Origin of the sequence: Qipengyuania sp., from assembly GCF_048550555.1 — a bacterium.
Classification (GTDB): domain Bacteria; phylum Pseudomonadota; class Alphaproteobacteria; order Sphingomonadales; family Sphingomonadaceae; genus Qipengyuania.
Genome location: NZ_JBLYYF010000037.1, coordinates 87984 through 104874, shown reverse-complemented (window position 1 = coordinate 104874; position 16891 = coordinate 87984). Strand labels below are relative to the sequence as shown.

Here is a 16891-nt window from a genome sequence, read left to right as displayed (position 1 = left end):
ACTTACTGGTTGTTCTGGCGTCCGAGGAAACGCGGGATGTTGAGACCGCCGCCGCTGCCGCCGTCGGCATCGTCATCCTCGTCTTCCTCGCCATCGGCGGTGCTCGCCCCGCGCGACAGGTTGGCCATGCGCTCGAACAGCGTATTGCCGGGCAGCGAGCCCGAGCCGCCCCCTGCCGGAGCCCCACCCTGGCCTCCCTGGTCGCCTGCCATGCCCGGCTGACGCTGCGCCGGCTTGGCCGCCAGCGGACTGCCGCCGGCGCGATGCTCGTCGCCGAGTGCGAATTCGTCCTGCGACCCCGCATCGGGCTCGCGCATCGCCCCCGACAGGTCGAGCGGGGCGCGCTGCTGGTCGCCACCTCCGGCCCCTCGCGGTGCGCCGAAGCCGTGATCGTCCTCGTCCTCACCATCCACGTCGAAGCGCTCGGTATGCTCGTTGCGCAGGCCGGCGAGCGGATCGACGATATCGTCGACGTCGTCGTAATCCTCTTCGGCTTCCTCGTCCGAAGAGCCGGAGGTTGCGGGCGACAGGCCGAAGGGACGCTCGTCCTCTTCCACATAGGCTTCGTCGGTCAGGTCGAGCGCGTCGTCTTCGGCCTCGACCGGTTCCGGCGAGTACGAAGGAGCGGGCGCGGGCTCCGGCTCGGGTTCGGCCGAGAGGCCTTCACTGAGCTCGAACGGTTCGTCGTCGGTCACGCTCTCGCTCGGCAGGTCGAGCACCGGACGCTTGGGCGCGCTGCTCTCGCGCATCGAGAAGCTGCGGGTCGGCGCGACGGCCACCGAACCGTCGGGTTCGATGCCGGTGGCGACCACAGAGACGCGAATCTTGCCATCGAGATCGGGATTGAAGGCCGAGCCCCAGATGATGTTGGCATCCTCGTCGACCAGCTCGCGAATGTGGTTCGCGGCTTCGTCGACCTCGAGCAGCTTCATGTCCTCGCCGCCGATGATCGAGATGATCACGCCCTTGGCTCCGGCCATGCTGACGCCGTCGAGCAGCGGATTGGCGATCGCGCGTTCGGCGGCTTCGAGGGCGCGGTTGTCCCCCTCGCCTTCACCCGTGCCCATCATCGCCTTGCCCATCTCGCTCATGACCGAGCGGACGTCGGCGAAGTCGAGATTGATCAGGCCCGGCATGACCATCAGGTCGGTAATCGAGCGGACGCCCTGCTGAAGCACCTCGTCGGCGAGCTGGAAGGCTTCCTTGAAGGTGGTTTCCGCCTTGGCGACCAGGAACAGGTTCTGGTTCGGAATGACGATCAGTGTGTCGACATGCTTCTGCAGCTCGTCGATGCCCGCTTCCGCCGCGCGCATGCGGCGCGTGCCTTCGAAGAGGAACGGCTTGGTCACCACGCCGACGGTCAGCACGCCCTTCTTGCGCGCCGCCTCGGCGATGACCGGGGCCGCGCCGGTGCCGGTACCGCCGCCCATGCCGGCGGCGATGAAGACCATGTTCACGCCTTCGAGCGCGTCCTCGATATCTCCCACGGTTTCTTCCGCGGCCGCCTTGCCCACTTCGGGACGCGCGCCCGCGCCAAGACCCCCGGTGATGTCGGGACCGAGCTGGATGCGCTTTTCCGAGGGGGAACTGCTGAGCGCCTGCGCATCGGTGTTGGCGACGATGAAATCGACGCCCTCGATCTGCGCCTCCATCATGTTGGCGATGGCGTTGCCGCCTGCACCGCCGACACCAACGACCATGATCTTGGGACGAAGATCGTCGTCCGATGCCGGTCCGATATTGATACTCATCAAGAGTCCCCTGGGTATTCGAAAGTCAGTTACGGGCTTTATGTCACAACTCGGGCACAAAGCGAATCGCGGAGCGACCCGCCGGATGCCTTATCCACAAGGCCTAAAGGCGGGATCGCGCGGCGTAGCAACCCTCAGAAATACTCGCGCACCGCTTGAAAAACACGGTTCACCAAACCCATGCCGCGATAGCGCCGGGTCGGCTGGTAGCGCGGGCCCACCGAACGGATGTCGACCGGGTCATCGGAGGCATAGAGACACAGGCCTGCGAGCGTCGCGAAACCGGGAGTCGCATGCGCCTCGGGCAGCCCCTGCAGCGCGGGCGGCTTGCCGATCCGTACCGGGCGGCCGAGCGCGCCCTGCATGAATTCGGCGATCCCGTGCAGTTCCGCCCCACCGCCGGCGAGCACGACCTGACCGCCCTGCGCGCCGGAAAAGCCCATCGCCTTGAGCGCCTTGCCCACCTCGGCAGTGGTCACGCCGAGCCGGTCGGTGACGATCGACACGAGTTCCGCGCGGGCGATGCGATTGTGCTCGTCGGCACCGCGCGCCAGCCTGCCGCCGGGTTCTTCGCCGGGGCCGTTGACGGGGATCATCTCGCGGTGGTCGGTCGGCGTGGCGATCGCCGATCCGGCGACGCATTTGAGCCGTTCTGCCTGGCTTCGGCGAATGCCGAGCGAAGAGGCGATGGCATCGGTGATGTCGTTCGAGCCGACCGGGATCGATTTCAAGCCCAGCAGCATGCCCGCCGCATGGACCGAGACATTGGTCACCTGCGCGCCGATCTCGACCAGCGCGACGCCGAGATCGCGTTCCTCGGCGGTCAGGCAGGCATAGGCGGCGGCGAGCGGGCTCGCGACCACGCCCTCGACATCGAGATGCGCGGTCTGCACCGCCTCGATCAGATTGCGCACCGGGGCGCCCTCGGCCAGCGTCACATGGACGTCGACTCCCAAGGCCTCGGCGTGCAATCCCTTGGGATTGGCGACGCCGTGCGCCCCGTCGAGCGTGTAATGCGCCGGTTGCGCATGGAGCACCATCCGCCCGTCGGGATGCAGATGATCGCGCGCTGCGTAGAGGAGGTGCTCAATATCGTCCTCTTCGATGCGCCGCCCGCCGATCGCGATCTCGACGCTCGAGATCTTGCTCGACAGGCCCGCACCGGCGCAGCCGATCCAGACGCTCTGGATCGAGGTGTTGGCATTGGCCTCGGCCTTCTCGACCGCGGTGCGGATCGCGTGGCTCGCCGCGCGCATGTCGGTGACATAGCCGCGCTTGATCCCCTCGCTCGCGCGGTGGCTCGACCCGAGCACGACCATCTCGCCGCTCTCGGCCTGGCCCATGATCATCGCCGAGACGCGGAAGGAGCCGATATTGACCGCGGCGAAGACCCGGGTGATGCGCGGCTGCTGGGTGGCCATCAGTCAGCCTTTCCGTTGAGCGAGGTGAGCTTGGGACACGGCCCGTCCTCGCAGCGAAGATAGGCGCGATCGGGCACACGCATGTCGATCGCCACGGGCTTGCCGCCGATCAGCCGGTGCATGCCGTCGAGCTGGGCGAACTTGACCAGCGCGGGGGCGCCGAGATCGCCTTCGGGCAGCGCGAGCAGCTGGCCGGTCTTGAAGGTGAGGTTCCAGCGCCGGTTGCCGACCCATTCGGCCGCGGCGATCTGCGGCTTCAGCGCGGGCGCCGCGTCGAGCAGCCGGCCGAGCTCCTGCACCTGCCGCGCCGCGCCGGGGCCTTCGATCAGCAGCATGCCCTTAGCCTTCGCCGCGCCGATCGGTTCGAGTTCGTGGCCCTGGCGGTCGATCAGCATCAGCCTATCGGGCTTGCGCAGCACCGCATGCGGGACACGCTCGACCACGTCGATCTTGAGCGTATCGGGCAGCTGGCGCGAGACGCGCGCGTCGGCCACCCAGGGGAGGTCGAGCAGGCGCTCGCGCACCTTGTTGAGATCGACGAGCGGCATCGGCTGGTCCTGCTCGGCAAGCACGCGCTCGTAGACCAGCTGTTCGTTCATCCGCTTGACGCCCGAGACCTGCACCCGGCGCACCTCGAAGCCCGAGCGCGAGGCCGACTTGGCCAGCTCGGTCTGGGCGATCTCGGGCAGGCCGGCGAAGCTGGCGATGGTCCAGGCGATCCCGAGCCCCGCGACGATGATCGCCGAGAGGAAGAACTTGTGCCACTGCTCCTCGGTGAAGGGCAGCGCGGTCATCGCGCGGTCGAACAGCCCGCTGGTGTGCTGGCGCGCGGCGCGGGCCTTCTGGTTGCGGCTGCGCGTCGCGGCAGAGCGACGCACCCCGGTCGGCTTGCGCTTGACCCTAGCCATCGCCGCCCCCCGATTTGGCGGCATGGTGGCGCAGCGCGGCGGCGACCACCAGTTCGCACAGCGCGCCATATTCGATGCCCGCGTGCTTCGCCTGTTCGGGCACTAGGCTGAGCGGCGTCATTCCCGGCTGGGTGTTGGTTTCGAGCACGAACAGCCCGTCCTCGCCCTGCTCCTCGTCCCAGCGGAAATCGGTCCGGCTGGTGCCGCGGCAGCCGAGCACCTTGTGCGCGCGCAGCGCATATTCGAGGCACAGCTCGCGAATGTGATCGGGAATGTCGGCGGGGCAGACATGGTCGGTCATGCCGTCGGTATATTTGGCGTCGAAATCGTAGAAGCCGCTTTTGGGCTTGAGTTCGGTCACCGCCAGCGCGCGCGGACCATTGTCGAAATCGACCACCGCCGCGGTCATCTCGCGGCCCTTGATATAGGGCTCGGCGAGGAGTTCGTCGAACTCCTGCCACGGTCCCTTGGCGTCACGTGCAATGGGATTGCCGTAATTGCCTTCCGCAGTGACGATGGCGACGCCGACCGAGCTGCCCTCGTTGACCGGCTTGAGCACATAAGGCCGCGGCATCGGGTCGCGCTCGTAGAGCTCGGCACTCTTGACGATCCGCCCGCCGGGCATGGGAATGCCGTGCGGCACCAGGGCCTGCTTGGTCAGCTGCTTGTCAATCGCGATGACCGAAGTGGCGAGGCCCGAATGCGTATAGGGAACGCCCATGAGGTCGAGCATGCCCTGCACCGTTCCGTCCTCGCCCGGCACGCCGTGGAGCGCGTTGAAGACGACGTCGGGGGCGGCCTCGGCGATCCGCGCCGCGACCTGCCGGTCCATGTCGATCCGCGTGACGCGGTGCCCGCGTTCCTCCAGCGCCTTGGCGACGCCCTCGCCCGACATGAGGCTGACCGGCCGCTCGTTGGCCCAGCCGCCCATGAGGACCGCGATGTGGAGTTTGGGGAGATCGCTCATCAAAAGTTCCTAAGGTCGCCCCACTCGTTGAATTTCCCATTCGAGATCGACGCCCGAGTTCGCGTAGACGCGGCGCTTCACTTCTTCGCCCAGCCCTTCGATGTCGGCGCTGGTCGCGTCGTCGACATTGAGCAGGAAGTTGGTGTGCTTCTCGCTCACCTGCGCGCCGCCCATTTTGAGGCCGCGACAGCCCGCTGCATCGACCAGTTCCCATGCCTTCTTGCCCGGGGGGTTCTTGAAGGTCGACCCGCCGGTCTTGGTGCGCAGCGGCTGCGACTGTTCGCGTGCCTCGCCGATTTCGTCCATCTTGGCGCCGATTGCGGCGGGATCGCCCGGCTCGCCCTGAAAGCGCGCGCGCACCACCACCGCGCCTTCGGGCAATTCGGAATGGCGGTAGGTGTAGCGAAGCTCTGCCGCGAGCAGCGTGACCAGTTTGCCGCCGGGCAGCACCACGTCGCAGTCGATCAGCACGTCGCTGACCTCGCGGCCATAGGCGCCGCCGTTCATCCGCACGAAGCCGCCGACCGTGCCGGGGATGCCGCGCATGAATTCGACCCCGGCGATGCCCGCATCGCGCGCGGTCGAGGCGACGAGAATGCCATGCGCGCCGCCCCCGCAGCTGAGCGTGTGATCCGCGCCGGTCTCGATCTTGGCGAAGGGCTTGCCGAGCCGGATCACCACGCCCGGCACACCGCCGTCGCGCACGATCATGTTGGAGCCGAGCCCCAGCGCCATCACCGGCAGGCGGCCGCGGAGCCGCTCGAGGAAAAGCCTCAGATCGTCGAGATCGGCCGGTTCGAACAGCCAGTCGGCCTTGCCGCCGGCCTTGAACCAGACGAGCCTGGCGAGCGGCGCGTCGGGCGTCAGCTTGCCGCGCAACCCGGTTGTGTCGACGGGTTCGTCGAGTGCGGTCATGCCCTCGTGGCCCTCGCGATGGCATCGGCGAGCCCCGCCGCCCATTGCGTGATGTCGCCCGCACCGAGGCAGACGACGAAATCGCCCGCGCGCAGGTCGTCGGCCAGCTTCGCCGCGAGATCGCCTTCGCCGGCGACCGTCTGCGCGGCGCGGTGGCCGCGCGCCTTGAGGCCGGCGACGAGCGCATCGGCATCGACACCCTCGATCGGGTCCTCGCCCGCGGCATAGACCGGGGTGACATAGACCTGGTCGGCCTCGTTGAAGCAGGACTGGAACTCGTCCATCAGGTCGCGCAGGCGGGTGAAGCGATGCGGCTGGACGACCGCGATGACGCGCCCCTCGCCCGCGCTTTCGCGCGCCGCGGCGAGCACCGCCCTGATCTCGACCGGGTGGTGGCCGTAATCGTCGATGATCGTCGCCACGCCCGTGCCGCTGGGCACTTCACCGACCTTGGTAAAGCGCCGCCGGACGCCGCCGAAATGCGAAAAGCCGGTGCAGATGACATCGTTGTCGCAGCCCATCTCGATCGCGACGGCGATTGCGGCGAGCGCGTTCTGGACATTGTGCCGCCCGGGCATGGGCAGGCGCACACCCTCGATCCGGCGATCCTCCTGCCCGCGGCGGCGGACGATCACGTCGAAGCAATTGCCGCCGGCATCGGGGCGGACGTTCACCCCGCAGATGTCGGCCTGGAGGTTGAAGCCATAAGTCACGACGTTGCGATCGCGCACCTTGCCGATCACCGCCTGGACCTCGGGATGGTCGATGCACAGCACCGCCGCACCGTAGAAGGGCACGTTGTGGATGAACTCGACGAAGGCGTCCTTCACCCCGTCGAAATCGCCGTAATGGTCGAGATGTTCTGGATCGATATTGGTGACCACGGCGATGGTGCCGTCGAGCCGCAGGAAGCTGCCGTCGCTCTCGTCGGCCTCGACCACCATCCACTCGCTGTCGCCGAGCCGCGCGTTCGAGCCATATTGCTCGATGATCCCGCCGTTGATCACGGTCGGGTCGATCCCGCCCGCATCGAGCAGCGCGGCGATCATGCTGGTGGTGGTCGTCTTGCCATGCGTGCCAGCTACCGCGACGGTCGACTTGAGCCGCATAAGCTCGGCGAGCATTTCCGCGCGGCGCACCACCGGGATGCGGTTTTCGAGCGCATAGGCGACTTCGGGATTGGTCCGCTTGACCGCGGTCGAGGTGACCACGACCGCCGCGCCCTCGACGTTCTCGGGAGCATGGCCGATGGCGATCTGGATGCCGCGCTGGCGCAGCCGCTCGACGGTCGCGCTTTCCTTCGCGTCCGAGCCCTGGACCTTGTAGCCGAGGTTGTTCATCACCTCGGCGATGCCCGACATGCCGATGCCGCCGATGCCGACGAAGTGGATGGTCCCAATGTCGGTTGCGACGCCTCTCATCGTGCAGTCTCCCGATTGGCGCCCTGCCCCGCAGGCAGGCCCTGCGACGCGCCGCGGGCATTGTTGCCGCCGACCCGGATCACATCCATCATCTCGGCTCCGCCGAAGCTCTCGACGAGATCGGCGAGGTCCTCGGCCGCCCGCGGGCGCCCGCAGTTCCACGCGGCATGCGCGGCCTTGGCGAGGCCCTGCGGATTCTCCGCGAGCGCCTTGATCTGCTTGGCCAGCTCCTTGCCGGTGAACCGTTCCTGCCGGATCATCCGCGCCCCGCCCGACTTGGCCAGCTCGCGCGCATTGGCGGCCTGGTGGTCGTCAGTCGCGATGGGCAGCGGGATGAGGATGGCGGGACGGCCGACCGCGGTCAGCTCGGCGATTGTCGACGCACCCGCACGGCCGATGAACAGATGCGCATCGGCGAGGCGTGCGGCCATGTCCTCGAAATAGGTCGCGAGTTCCGCCGGGATGCCGTGCGAGCGATAGCGCTCGCGCACCGTGTCGAGATCCTCGGGGCGGCATTGCTGCGTGACCTGCAGCCGCTGGCGCAGCGCGGGCGGGAGCATGGACAGGCCGTCGGGGACCACTTCGGAGAGGACCCGCGCGCCCTGGCTGCCACCGGTCACGAGCACGCGTAGCAGACCGTCCTCGGTGAAGGCGGGGAATGGCTCTTCGCGCAGCGACAGGACGCCCGCACGCACCGGATTGCCGACGAGGTGGACCTTGCCGACATGTTTGGCGTCGAGGCGCTCGACCTCGGGATAGGCGGTCGCGATCGCATCGACCCGGCGCGCGAAGAGGCGATTGACCCGGCCGAGCACGGCGTTCTGTTCATGTACCACGGTCGGCACGCCGGCGCTGGTCGCGGCGAGGATCGTCGGCAGCGAGGGATAGCCGCCGAAGCCGACCACCGCGCTCGGCTCGAAGCTCTCGAACAGGCGCAGCGCCATCCGGCGCCCTTCGAGCACGGCCCTGATACCCTTTATCCAGGTAAGCGGGTTCTTGCCGAAGCGCCCCGCGGGAATGACGTGGGCGGGCAGTAAGTCGGGCTTGCCCGGAATTTGCGCGCCGCGCGCATCGGTGATCAGCGCGACGTGGTGGCCGCGCCGGTGGAGTTCGGTGGCGAGCGCGAAGGCGGGCAGCAGGTGCCCGCCGGTACCCCCGGCGGCGAGAACATAATGGCGACTGGCACCGGTCATGGGTGAATCTCCCGGCGCGCGGAACCCGACTTTTCTTGCATCGGGGCCATCTGCCCGAAGCCGAGCCGGTCGCCAAGTCCCTTGGTCCGGCTTTTGAGGAAGGGATTGCGCCGGGTGACCGCCAGCAGCAGGCCGACCGTGAGACAGACGGCAATGGTCGAGGACCCGCCATAGCTGACCAGCGGCAGCGTCATCCCCTTGGACGGGAAGAGCTGGAGGTTGACGAGGATGTTGATGAAGGCCTGCCCCCCGAGCAGCGCGGTCAGCCCCGCCCCGGCGAGCAGCGCGAAGAGGTCCTCCTCGTCGATCAGCCGCATCAGCACGCGGCCGACGATGGCGAGGTAGAGCAGCACGATCAGCGCGCAGGCGATCAGGCCGAATTCCTCGCCGATGACGCTGAAGATATAGTCGGTATGCGCCTCCGGGAGGCTCATCTTGCGGATGCCGAGGCCATATCCCGCACCGAGCCACCCGCCCGCGGTAAGCGTGCGCGCGCCGAGATCCACCTGGTCGTAGGCGGTGCCGCCGCCGATGAAGCTGTCGATGCGGTGGCGGGCGTTGTCGTAAAGGAAATAGGTCGCGGTCAGCCCGGCCACCGCAGCGCCGATCACCGCGCCGAGCCGCTTCACGTCGATCCCGGCGAGGATCATCGCCACGAACCACACGCCGGCAAAGAGGATCGTCCCGCCGAAATCGGGCTGCATCATCATCAGCGCCGCGATCAGCCCGACATAGGCGGTGGCGATGCCGGCCACGGGCATGTTGGGATCGCGCATGCGCCAGGAGAGGATCCAGGCGGTGGCGATGGCGAAGCCGGGCTTGAGGAACTCCGACGGCTGGAACTGCATGCCGAGATTGATCCAGCGCCGCGCGCCGTTGATCTCCGCCCCTATCACCGGAACGAGGAACAGCAGGCCGGTCATTCCCGCGGCGAGCAGCAGGCCGAAACGCCGCGCATTCTCGCGTCCGAGCATCGAGATGCCGAGCATGGTGGAGATCGCCAGCACCTGCCAGGCGAGGTGGCGATAGAAGAAATAGAGCGGGTCGAGCGTCTCGCTGGAGGTCGACAGGCGATCGGCGCTCGCCGGGCTGGCCGCCGCCACGGCGATCGTGCCGAGGCCCATCAGCAGCAGCACGAGCAGCAGCAGCACGCGGTCGATCTCGCGCCACCAGATCCTGAGCTCGGTCCAGCGCGAAATCTTGCCCTTGGGCATGTGCGCAGGCTGGCGTTTGCCGGGAACATAGGGCTGCACGGTGTTCACTTCAGCCCCTCCACCAGCGTGCGAAAATGCTCCCCGCGCGCCTCGAAATCGCGATACTGGTCGAAGCTGGCGCAGGCGGGCGAGAGGAGCACGGTGTCGCCGGGCACCGCATTTTCCGCCGCCTTGGCGACCGCACGGTCCAGTGTTTCGCACCGTTCGACGGGCACAATTGGTTCAATCAGCGCGGCAAAGTCCGGCCCGGCCTTGCCGATGGTATAGGCCGCCTTCACTTGGCCCATTTCGGCCTCGCACTTGCCCAGCCCCGGCTCCTTGGCGAGTCCGCCGACGATCCAGTGGATCTTGTCGAAGGCCGCCAGCGCTGGGGCGGAAGCGGCGGTGTTGGTGCCCTTGCTGTCGTTAATGTAGGCGACCCCGGAGATTTCGGCGACGCGCTCCATGCGGTGCGGGAGGCCGGAGTAACTCTCGAGCCCGGCGCGGATTTGCCTCCCTGAGAGCCCGAGAATGTCGCAGACCTCGATCGCGGCTGCCGCATTCTCCAGATTGTGAGGCCCCTGCAGGGACGGCCAATGCGCTTGCTCGTCTGGTTCGACTCCCCTGTTCTCGAGCACATCTTCGAGGATGCTTGCTATCGTGCCCTCGGCGAATTGGCCCAGGGCTCGCGCATCGGTGAAGCGGGCGATGGAATTGTGGCCGCGTGTCTGCATCGCCAGCAAGCGCGACTTGCTCGCCGCATATTTCGCGAAGTCGCCGTCATATCGGTCGAGATGATCGGGCGTGATGTTGAGCAGCACCGCCACATCGCAATCGAGCGAATAGGTCAGGTCGATCTGGTAGCTCGACAGCTCCAGCACATAGACCCCGCCTTCGGGCAAAGGCTCCTGCTCCAAGATCGGCAGGCCGATATTGCCACCCATCGTGGTCGGCACGCCCGCGGTCTGCAGGATGTGGTGGACCAGCGCGGTGGTAGTCGACTTGCCGTTGGTGCCGGTGATGCCGACGACCTTGTGCGGCGGCAGGCCGCCCCGGGCCTGTGCGAAGAGTTCGATATCGCCGATCACCGGCACGCCGAGGCGGTCGGCATGCGGCTTGATCGGGTGCGTGTTGAGCGGGACGCCGGGGCTGACCACCACACCGGCATAGCCGCTCAGGTCCGCGTCTAGCGCGTCGGCCACGGCGCAGCGACCGACGAAGGGTTCGCGCGCCTCGGCGCGATCGTCCCACACGAGTACGTCGGCACCGCTCGCCAGCAGCGCTTCGACCGTGGCCCGGCCGGAGCGCGCGAGGCCGAGCACCGCGTACTTCTTGTCCTTCCAGGCAGGCGATGTGATCATCGTAGCTTGAGCGTTGCCAGCCCCATCAGCGCGAGGATGATGGCGACGATCCAGAAGCGGATCACCACCTTGCTCTCCGACCAGCCCAATTGTTCGAAATGGTGATGGATCGGCGCCATGCGGAAGACGCGCTTGCCCGTACGTTTGAACCAGAAGACCTGGATGATGACCGAGAGCGCCTCGAACACGAACAGCCCGCCGACGATGGCGAGGACCACCTCGTGGTGGGTCGATACCGCAATCGCGCCGAGCGCCCCGCCCAGCGCCAGCGAGCCCGTGTCACCCATGAACACGGCGGCCGGCGGGGCGTTGAACCACAGGAAGGCGAGCCCCGCCCCCATGATCGCGGCGCAGAAGATCGCCAGTTCGCCCGCGCCCTCCACGTAAGGGATGCCGAGATAGCTCGAGAAGTCGACGCGCCCGACGAGATAGGCGATCAGCGCGAAGGTGCCCGAGGCGATGATCACCGGCATGGTCGCGAGGCCATCGAGCCCGTCGGTGAGGTTCACCGCATTGCCCGCGCCGACGATCACGATAGCGGCGAAGGCGTAATAGAAGAACCCGAGCTCGATCCCGAAATCGTTGACGAAGGGCACGTAGAGGAAGGTGTTGATCTGGCTCACGGCGAGGTAGCTCGCCACGCCCGCCACCGCGAATTCGAGCAGCAGGCGCACGCGCGCCGACACGCCCTTGTGGCTGGCCTTGGTGACCTTGTCGTAATCGTCGAGGAAGCCGATCAGGCCGAAACCCAGCGTCACCGCCAGCACCGCCCAGATGAACGGGTTCCTCAGGTCCATCCAGATGAGGACGGACAGCGACAGGCTGATGAGGATCATCAGCCCACCCATGGTCGGCGTGCCGCGCTTGGCGAGATGCGATTGCGGCCCGTCTTCGCGGATCGGCTGGCCCTTGCCCTGGCGCACGCGCAGCATGGCGATGAAGCGCGGCCCGATGACGAGGCCGATGACCAGCGCCGTCATGAGCGTCGCCCCGGCGCGGAAGGTCTGGTAGCGCACGAGGTTGAAGATGCCTTCGAAATTCAACCATTCGGCGAGGAGGTAAAGCAATTCGGCCTCTCGTCGCGCCTATCCGGCGCGGGTGAAATGATCCACGAGCCGGCCGAGCCCGACCGAGTTCGACCCTTTGACCAGCACGGCATCGCCCGCCACGACGCCATAGTCCTCGAGCAGCTCGATCGCCTCGTCGGCAGTTCGGCAATGCGCCCAGGCAAGCGGCTTGCCAAGCGCGGTGTTCTGCGGTTTCCCCAGTTCGCGCGCGAGGGCGAGCATCTCGTCGCCGACCAGCACCGCATAGTCGACATCCGCTTCGACGATCGGTTCGGCCAGCGCAGCGTGGAATTGCGGGCCGAAATCGCCCAGCTCCTTCATCGCGCCGAGCACGGCGATCCGGCGACCCGAGGGCGTCTGGCCGAGCTGCGCGAGCGTGGCGCGCATGCTGGCGGGATTGGCATTGTAGCTCTCGTCGATCAGCAGCGCCTTGCCGCCGGGAACGTCGATCCCGTGGCGTGCGCCGCGGCCCTTGAGCCCGCCCATTTCGGCAAGCGCGAGGCCGGCCGCGGCCATGTCGCCACCCGCCGCGCGCACCGCGGCCATGACCGCGAGCGAGTTCACCACCCAGTGGTCGCCGGGCTCGGCGACGGTGTAGCACAGCCGTCCTTCGGGGAATTCGCAGGTCACGAGGCTGCCGCCGTTGGCGCTGGGAATGGCGTCGAGCAAGCGGACATCGGCGAAGCGTGCCCTGCCGAAGCTGACCACTTTCGCACCGACCGCGACGGCGGCCTGCGCGAGGCGCTCGTAATGCTCGCTGTCGGCAGGAATGATCGCGGTGCCGCCGGCTTCGATCCCGGCGAAGATCTCCGCCTTCGCGTCGGCGATCGCCTCCATGCTGCCGAGGTTCTCGATATGCGCCGGGGCGATGGTGGTGATCACCGCCACATGCGGACGTACCTGCGTGGTCAGCCCGGCGATTTCGCCGGCGTGGTTCATGCCCATCTCGAACACGCCGAAGCGGCTGCGTGCGGGCATGCGGGCGAGGCTCAGCGGAACGCCGACATGGTTGTTGTAGCTGCGCGTCGAGCGGTGCGCCGCGCCGCGGCTGGCGCGTTCGAGGCTGGCGAAGATCGCTTCCTTGACCCCAGTCTTGCCGACCGAGCCGGTGACGCCGATGATCTTCGCCTCGACCCGGCTGCGCGCGGCGCGGGCGAGCGCCTTCAGCGCCTCGGTCGTGTCGTCGACCAGAATGTGCGGCCAGTCGACCGGACGGTCGACGATCGCGCCCGCCGCACCATTGGCGAAAGCCTTGTCGAGGAAGCGGTGGCCGTCCATCGCCTCGCCCTTCAGCGCGATGAAAAGATCGCCATGGACGACGTCGCGGCTGTCCATCTCGACGCCGGCGACCTGGAAGTCATGGCTGGCGGTACCGCCCACGGCTGCGGCGATGTCCTTCGCCGACCACAGCGTCAGCGGCAGCCGCTCGCGCGGCTCGGCGGGCCATTCGACATAGGCCGGATGGCGCAGGATCGCGGCGCTCATTCCGCAGTCCCGACTGTTTCGGCCGCGCACTCACGCGCAACCTCGACATCGTCGAAGGGCAACACCCGCATGTTTTCTCCCGATCCGATGATCTGACCCGTTTCGTGTCCCTTGCCGGCGACGAGGACGATGTCGTCCGCGCCGGCTTCGGCGATGGCCGCGCAGATGGCTTCGCGACGATCCCCTATCTCGCGTGCCTGCGGCGCGCCCTCAAGCACCTGGCGGCGGATATCCGCAGGATCCTCGCCGCGCGGATTGTCGTCGGTGACGATGACGAGATCGCTCGCCTTGGCCGCGGCTTCGCCCATCGGTGCGCGCTTGCCGTGGTCGCGGTCGCCCCCGGCCCCGAAGACGGTGATCAGCCTACCGCTGACATGCGGGCGCAGCGCGGCAATGGCCGCTTCGAGCGCGTCGGCCGTATGCGCGTAGTCGACATAGACCGGCGCGCCCGACGGCGCGATGACCGCGCGTTCGAGCCGTCCGCGTACCGGCTGGAGACGTGCGACGCCGTCCCATACCTGACCGGCATCGATGCCGGTCGCGAGTGCCAGCCCGGCTGCGGTGAGCGCATTGGCCACCTGATAGGCGCCGATCAGCGGCAGGTTGATGGTCCGGCTTGTGCCCTCGTGCTCGATGGTCAGCGACTGGCCGAGCTGGGTCGGCTCGCGGCGGGTCAGGCGGATCGCCTCGCCCTGCTCGCCGACGGTCATGACATCCAGACCGCGCCGCGTCGCATGGTCGACCACCCGCGCGTTCCATCCGCTGTCACCCGCGCCCATCCAGATCACCGCCGTCGCGCCATCGGAGACGACCTCGTCGAACAGCCGCATCTTGGCGCGGAAATAGTCCTCCATGTCGGCGTGATAGTCGAGGTGGTCGCGGCTGAAATTGGTGAAGCCCGCCGCCTCGACCGGGACGCCCTCGTTGCGGAATTGCGAAAGGCCGTGGCTCGATGCCTCGTAGGCGACGTGCGTCACGCCCTCGCGCGCCAATCCGCTGAGGTTGGAGAGGAAGGTGACGATGTCGGGCGTCGTCAGTCCGGTCGAAACACTCTCGTCGGGAGTGGTCACGCCGAGCGTGCCGATGCTCGCGGCGCGCTCGCCCGCCATGCGCCAGATCTGGCGCGTCATCTCGGCGGTGGAGGTCTTGCCGTTGGTCCCGGTGACCGCGACGATGTGTTCGGGCACCGGCGTGAAGTACTGCGCCGCCAGCGCGGCGAAGGCCCGGCGCGGCGTGGCGTCGGCGATGTGCAGCGCACCCTCGACCTTCGCCTCGGGATGCGCGACCACGGCGACCGCCCCGCTTTCGATCGCGGCGGGAATGAAATCCTCGCCATTGACGCGCGCGCCCTGGAAGGCGCCGAAGACGGTGCCGGGCGCGACCTTGCGGTTGTCGATCGCGAAGCCGGTCACCTGGACATCGGCATCGCAGGCGATTCCTGCCGCCTTGCACAACTGCGCAAGCTTCACTTGTTGGCCTCCGGGATCAGCGGCTTGATGTCGGAAATGTCGACATCGCGCGTATCGTCGGGGCGCACGCCGATCAGCGGGCCGATGCGCGGGACGAGACGCCCGACGATCGGGGCGGCGTTCCAGGCGGCGGTGCGCTGGTAGGAGCTGGCGAGCGTTCCGCGCGGCTCGTCGAGCATGGCGATCACGACGTAGCGGGGCCGGTCCATCGGGAAGGCGGCGGCGAAGGTCGAGACGAGCGCGCTCTTCTGGTAGCCGTGCGCGCCGGGCTTTTCGGCCGAGCCGGTCTTGCCGCCGACGCGATAGCCGTGGGCATCGGCATTCCTGCCGGTCCCGTAGACCGCGATCGCGCGGAGCAGCTGACGCATTCTGCTGGAGGTCGATGCCTTGAACACGCGGCGGCCCTTGGGGGCCTCGCCCGGCCCCAGCTTCTTCAGCGTCGCCGGGCGCCAGATGCCGCCATTGACCATCGCCGCATAGGCGCTGGCGAGGTGCAGCGGCGTCACGGCGATGCCATGGCCATAGCCGACGGTCATCGACCGCAGGCGTGGCCATTTCTCGCCCGGCCAGATCGGGAAGCCCTTGGCGGGTAGCTCGATATAGGGGCGCTCGTTCATACCGAGATCGATCATCGTGCGACGCATGCGTTCCGGCCCGAGTTCGTCGACCACCCGGGCGGTCACGGTATTCGAGGAATGAATCAGTGTCTCGATCACATTGAGATCGGCACCCAGGCTGTGGCTGTCGCTGATGGTGAAGCGACCGACCTTGACCGGGGTCGCGTCCCACCGCCGGCCGAGGTTGCGGACCACGCCGGCATCGATCGCTGCGGCGATCGACAGCGGCTTGAAGGTCGAACCGAGTTCGTAGACCTGGTTGGTCACCCGGTTGAACATCAGCTTCTCGCCGCGCGCGTCGATCTTGTTGGGATCGAATTCGGGAAGCGAAGCGAGCGCCAGAACCTCGCCGGTGTCGACGTCGAGCACGATACCCGCCCCGCCCTGCGCCTGGACCAGCTTCATGCCGCGGCGCAACTCGTCCTCGAGCGCGCCCTGGACGCGCGAATCGATCGACAGGGCGATTGGCGTGCCGCGTGTGGCGGGGTTCGACAGATGCTTGTCGAACACCTGTTCCATGCCGACACGGCCATGGCCGTCGGCGGCGACATAGCCGAGGACATGCGCCGCCATGGATCCCTGCGGGTAGTGGCGATCCTGCTCCATCGGCATCTCGAGCGCGAGCTCGCCGATTTCCTGTACCCGGTTGGCTTCCTCGGGCAGCACGCGGCGGCGGATATAGCCCTGCTTGCCGGCCGCGAATTGCGCGGCGACGGCCTTCTGGTCGAGGTCGGGGAAGATCGCCTTGAGCTTGGCGGCGACGGTGGCCGGGTCGCGCACCAGCGGCGCGCCGTCGTCGCCCAACGCGGTCGGATTGAACCACAGCGCATAGGCGGGGAAGGCGCGCGCCAGCGGCACGCCGTTGCGGTCGGTGATCTCGCCGCGCGGCGGCAGCAGCGCTTCCTCGAGCGAGGTGCCGCGCAGGCCGTGGTCGGCCATGCCGAGATAGGCGATCCGGACCAGCGCGAGCAGCGCGACGAAGGCGAAGCCGAGCGCGACCCACAGCACGCGCCAGCGCGCCGTGGTCAGCGAGCGTTCGCGGATGGTGACGAGCTGGACGCGGCCCGAGGCCACCGCCATGCTGACCGCTCCGTGCCCGCTCCTGCCCGCAGCGATGGCGGGG

13 protein-coding genes are annotated in these 16891 nt (G+C 67.9%); all 13 read right to left on the bottom strand.

Annotation, left to right across the window (positions count from 1 at the left end; genetic code table 11):
- Positions 1 to 2 precede the first annotated feature (2 nt).
- Complete coding sequence (ftsZ, locus tag ACN4E0_RS09335; RefSeq protein WP_419567345.1) at positions 3 to 1751, bottom strand: cell division protein FtsZ; 1749 nt, start codon at positions 1749 to 1751, stop codon at positions 3 to 5.
- A gap of 134 nt (positions 1752 to 1885) precedes the next feature.
- Positions 1886 to 3172, bottom strand: coding sequence for a cell division protein FtsA (gene ftsA / locus ACN4E0_RS09330; RefSeq protein ID WP_419567344.1), 1287 nt, complete (start codon positions 3170 to 3172; stop codon positions 1886 to 1888).
- Positions 3172 to 4080 carry a cell division protein FtsQ/DivIB gene (locus ACN4E0_RS09325; protein ID WP_419567343.1) on the bottom strand — a complete coding sequence of 303 codons (909 nt, stop codon included), beginning with the start codon at positions 4078 to 4080 and terminating at the stop codon, positions 3172 to 3174. The genes ftsA and ACN4E0_RS09325 overlap by 1 nt, the downstream gene beginning before the upstream one ends.
- Complete coding sequence (locus ACN4E0_RS09320) at positions 4073 to 5047, bottom strand: D-alanine--D-alanine ligase (protein WP_419567341.1); 975 nt, start codon at positions 5045 to 5047, stop codon at positions 4073 to 4075. Before ACN4E0_RS09320 ends, ACN4E0_RS09325 begins: the two co-directional genes overlap by 8 nt.
- Before the next feature lie 9 nt (positions 5048 to 5056).
- Complete coding sequence (gene murB / locus ACN4E0_RS09315) at positions 5057 to 5962, bottom strand: UDP-N-acetylmuramate dehydrogenase (RefSeq protein WP_419567340.1); 906 nt, start codon at positions 5960 to 5962, stop codon at positions 5057 to 5059.
- Complete coding sequence (gene murC, locus ACN4E0_RS09310) at positions 5959 to 7383, bottom strand: UDP-N-acetylmuramate--L-alanine ligase (RefSeq protein WP_419567338.1); 1425 nt, start codon at positions 7381 to 7383, stop codon at positions 5959 to 5961. The genes murB and murC overlap by 4 nt, the downstream gene beginning before the upstream one ends.
- Positions 7380 to 8576, bottom strand: a complete 1197-nt coding sequence (murG, locus tag ACN4E0_RS09305) for an undecaprenyldiphospho-muramoylpentapeptide beta-N-acetylglucosaminyltransferase (RefSeq protein ID WP_419567336.1) — start codon at positions 8574 to 8576, stop codon at positions 7380 to 7382. The genes murC and murG overlap by 4 nt, the downstream gene beginning before the upstream one ends.
- Positions 8573 to 9790 carry an FtsW/RodA/SpoVE family cell cycle protein gene (locus tag ACN4E0_RS09300; protein ID WP_419567371.1) on the bottom strand — a complete coding sequence of 406 codons (1218 nt, stop codon included), beginning with the start codon at positions 9788 to 9790 and terminating at the stop codon, positions 8573 to 8575. The genes murG and ACN4E0_RS09300 overlap by 4 nt, the downstream gene beginning before the upstream one ends.
- A 44-nt stretch (positions 9791 to 9834) precedes the next feature.
- The gene (gene murD / locus ACN4E0_RS09295) at positions 9835 to 11130 is read right to left on the bottom strand and encodes a UDP-N-acetylmuramoyl-L-alanine--D-glutamate ligase (RefSeq protein WP_419567334.1); all 1296 of its coding nucleotides are present in this window, start codon (positions 11128 to 11130) and stop codon (positions 9835 to 9837) included.
- Positions 11127 to 12197, bottom strand: a complete 1071-nt coding sequence (mraY, locus tag ACN4E0_RS09290; protein WP_419567333.1) for a phospho-N-acetylmuramoyl-pentapeptide-transferase — start codon at positions 12195 to 12197, stop codon at positions 11127 to 11129. Before mraY ends, murD begins: the two co-directional genes overlap by 4 nt.
- Positions 12198 to 12215: 18 nt before the next feature.
- Complete coding sequence (locus ACN4E0_RS09285; protein ID WP_419567332.1) at positions 12216 to 13682, bottom strand: UDP-N-acetylmuramoyl-tripeptide--D-alanyl-D-alanine ligase; 1467 nt, start codon at positions 13680 to 13682, stop codon at positions 12216 to 12218.
- Complete coding sequence (locus tag ACN4E0_RS09280; RefSeq protein ID WP_419567331.1) at positions 13679 to 15151, bottom strand: UDP-N-acetylmuramoyl-L-alanyl-D-glutamate--2,6-diaminopimelate ligase; 1473 nt, start codon at positions 15149 to 15151, stop codon at positions 13679 to 13681. The genes ACN4E0_RS09285 and ACN4E0_RS09280 overlap by 4 nt, the downstream gene beginning before the upstream one ends.
- Positions 15148 to 16848 (bottom strand): peptidoglycan D,D-transpeptidase FtsI family protein, encoded by a 1701-nt coding sequence (locus ACN4E0_RS09275; RefSeq protein WP_419567369.1) that lies wholly within the window; start codon positions 16846 to 16848, stop codon positions 15148 to 15150. Before ACN4E0_RS09275 ends, ACN4E0_RS09280 begins: the two co-directional genes overlap by 4 nt.
- Between the last annotated feature and the right edge of the window lie 43 nt (positions 16849 to 16891).

Bases quoted from the DNA above. Each gene is read 5' to 3' on its own strand.
- ftsZ (WP_419567345.1), bottom strand. From the start codon at position 1,751: ATGAGTATCAATATCGGACCGGCATCGGACGACGATCTTCGTCCCAAG.
- ftsA (WP_419567344.1), bottom strand. From the start codon at position 3,172: ATGGCCACCCAGCAGCCGCGCATCACCCGGGTCTTCGCCGCGGTCAAT.
- ACN4E0_RS09325 (WP_419567343.1), bottom strand. From the start codon at position 4,080: ATGGCTAGGGTCAAGCGCAAGCCGACCGGGGTGCGTCGCTCTGCCGCG.
- ACN4E0_RS09320 (WP_419567341.1), bottom strand. From the start codon at position 5,047: ATGAGCGATCTCCCCAAACTCCACATCGCGGTCCTCATGGGCGGCTGG.
- murB (WP_419567340.1), bottom strand. From the start codon at position 5,962: ATGACCGCACTCGACGAACCCGTCGACACAACCGGGTTGCGCGGCAAG.
- murC (WP_419567338.1), bottom strand. From the start codon at position 7,383: ATGAGAGGCGTCGCAACCGACATTGGGACCATCCACTTCGTCGGCATC.
- murG (WP_419567336.1), bottom strand. From the start codon at position 8,576: ATGACCGGTGCCAGTCGCCATTATGTTCTCGCCGCCGGGGGTACCGGC.
- ACN4E0_RS09300 (WP_419567371.1), bottom strand. From the start codon at position 9,790: ATGCCCAAGGGCAAGATTTCGCGCTGGACCGAGCTCAGGATCTGGTGG.
- murD (WP_419567334.1), bottom strand. From the start codon at position 11,130: ATGATCACATCGCCTGCCTGGAAGGACAAGAAGTACGCGGTGCTCGGC.
- ACN4E0_RS09285 (WP_419567332.1), bottom strand. From the start codon at position 13,682: ATGAGCGCCGCGATCCTGCGCCATCCGGCCTATGTCGAATGGCCCGCC.
- ACN4E0_RS09275 (WP_419567369.1), bottom strand. From the start codon at position 16,848: ATGGCGGTGGCCTCGGGCCGCGTCCAGCTCGTCACCATCCGCGAACGC.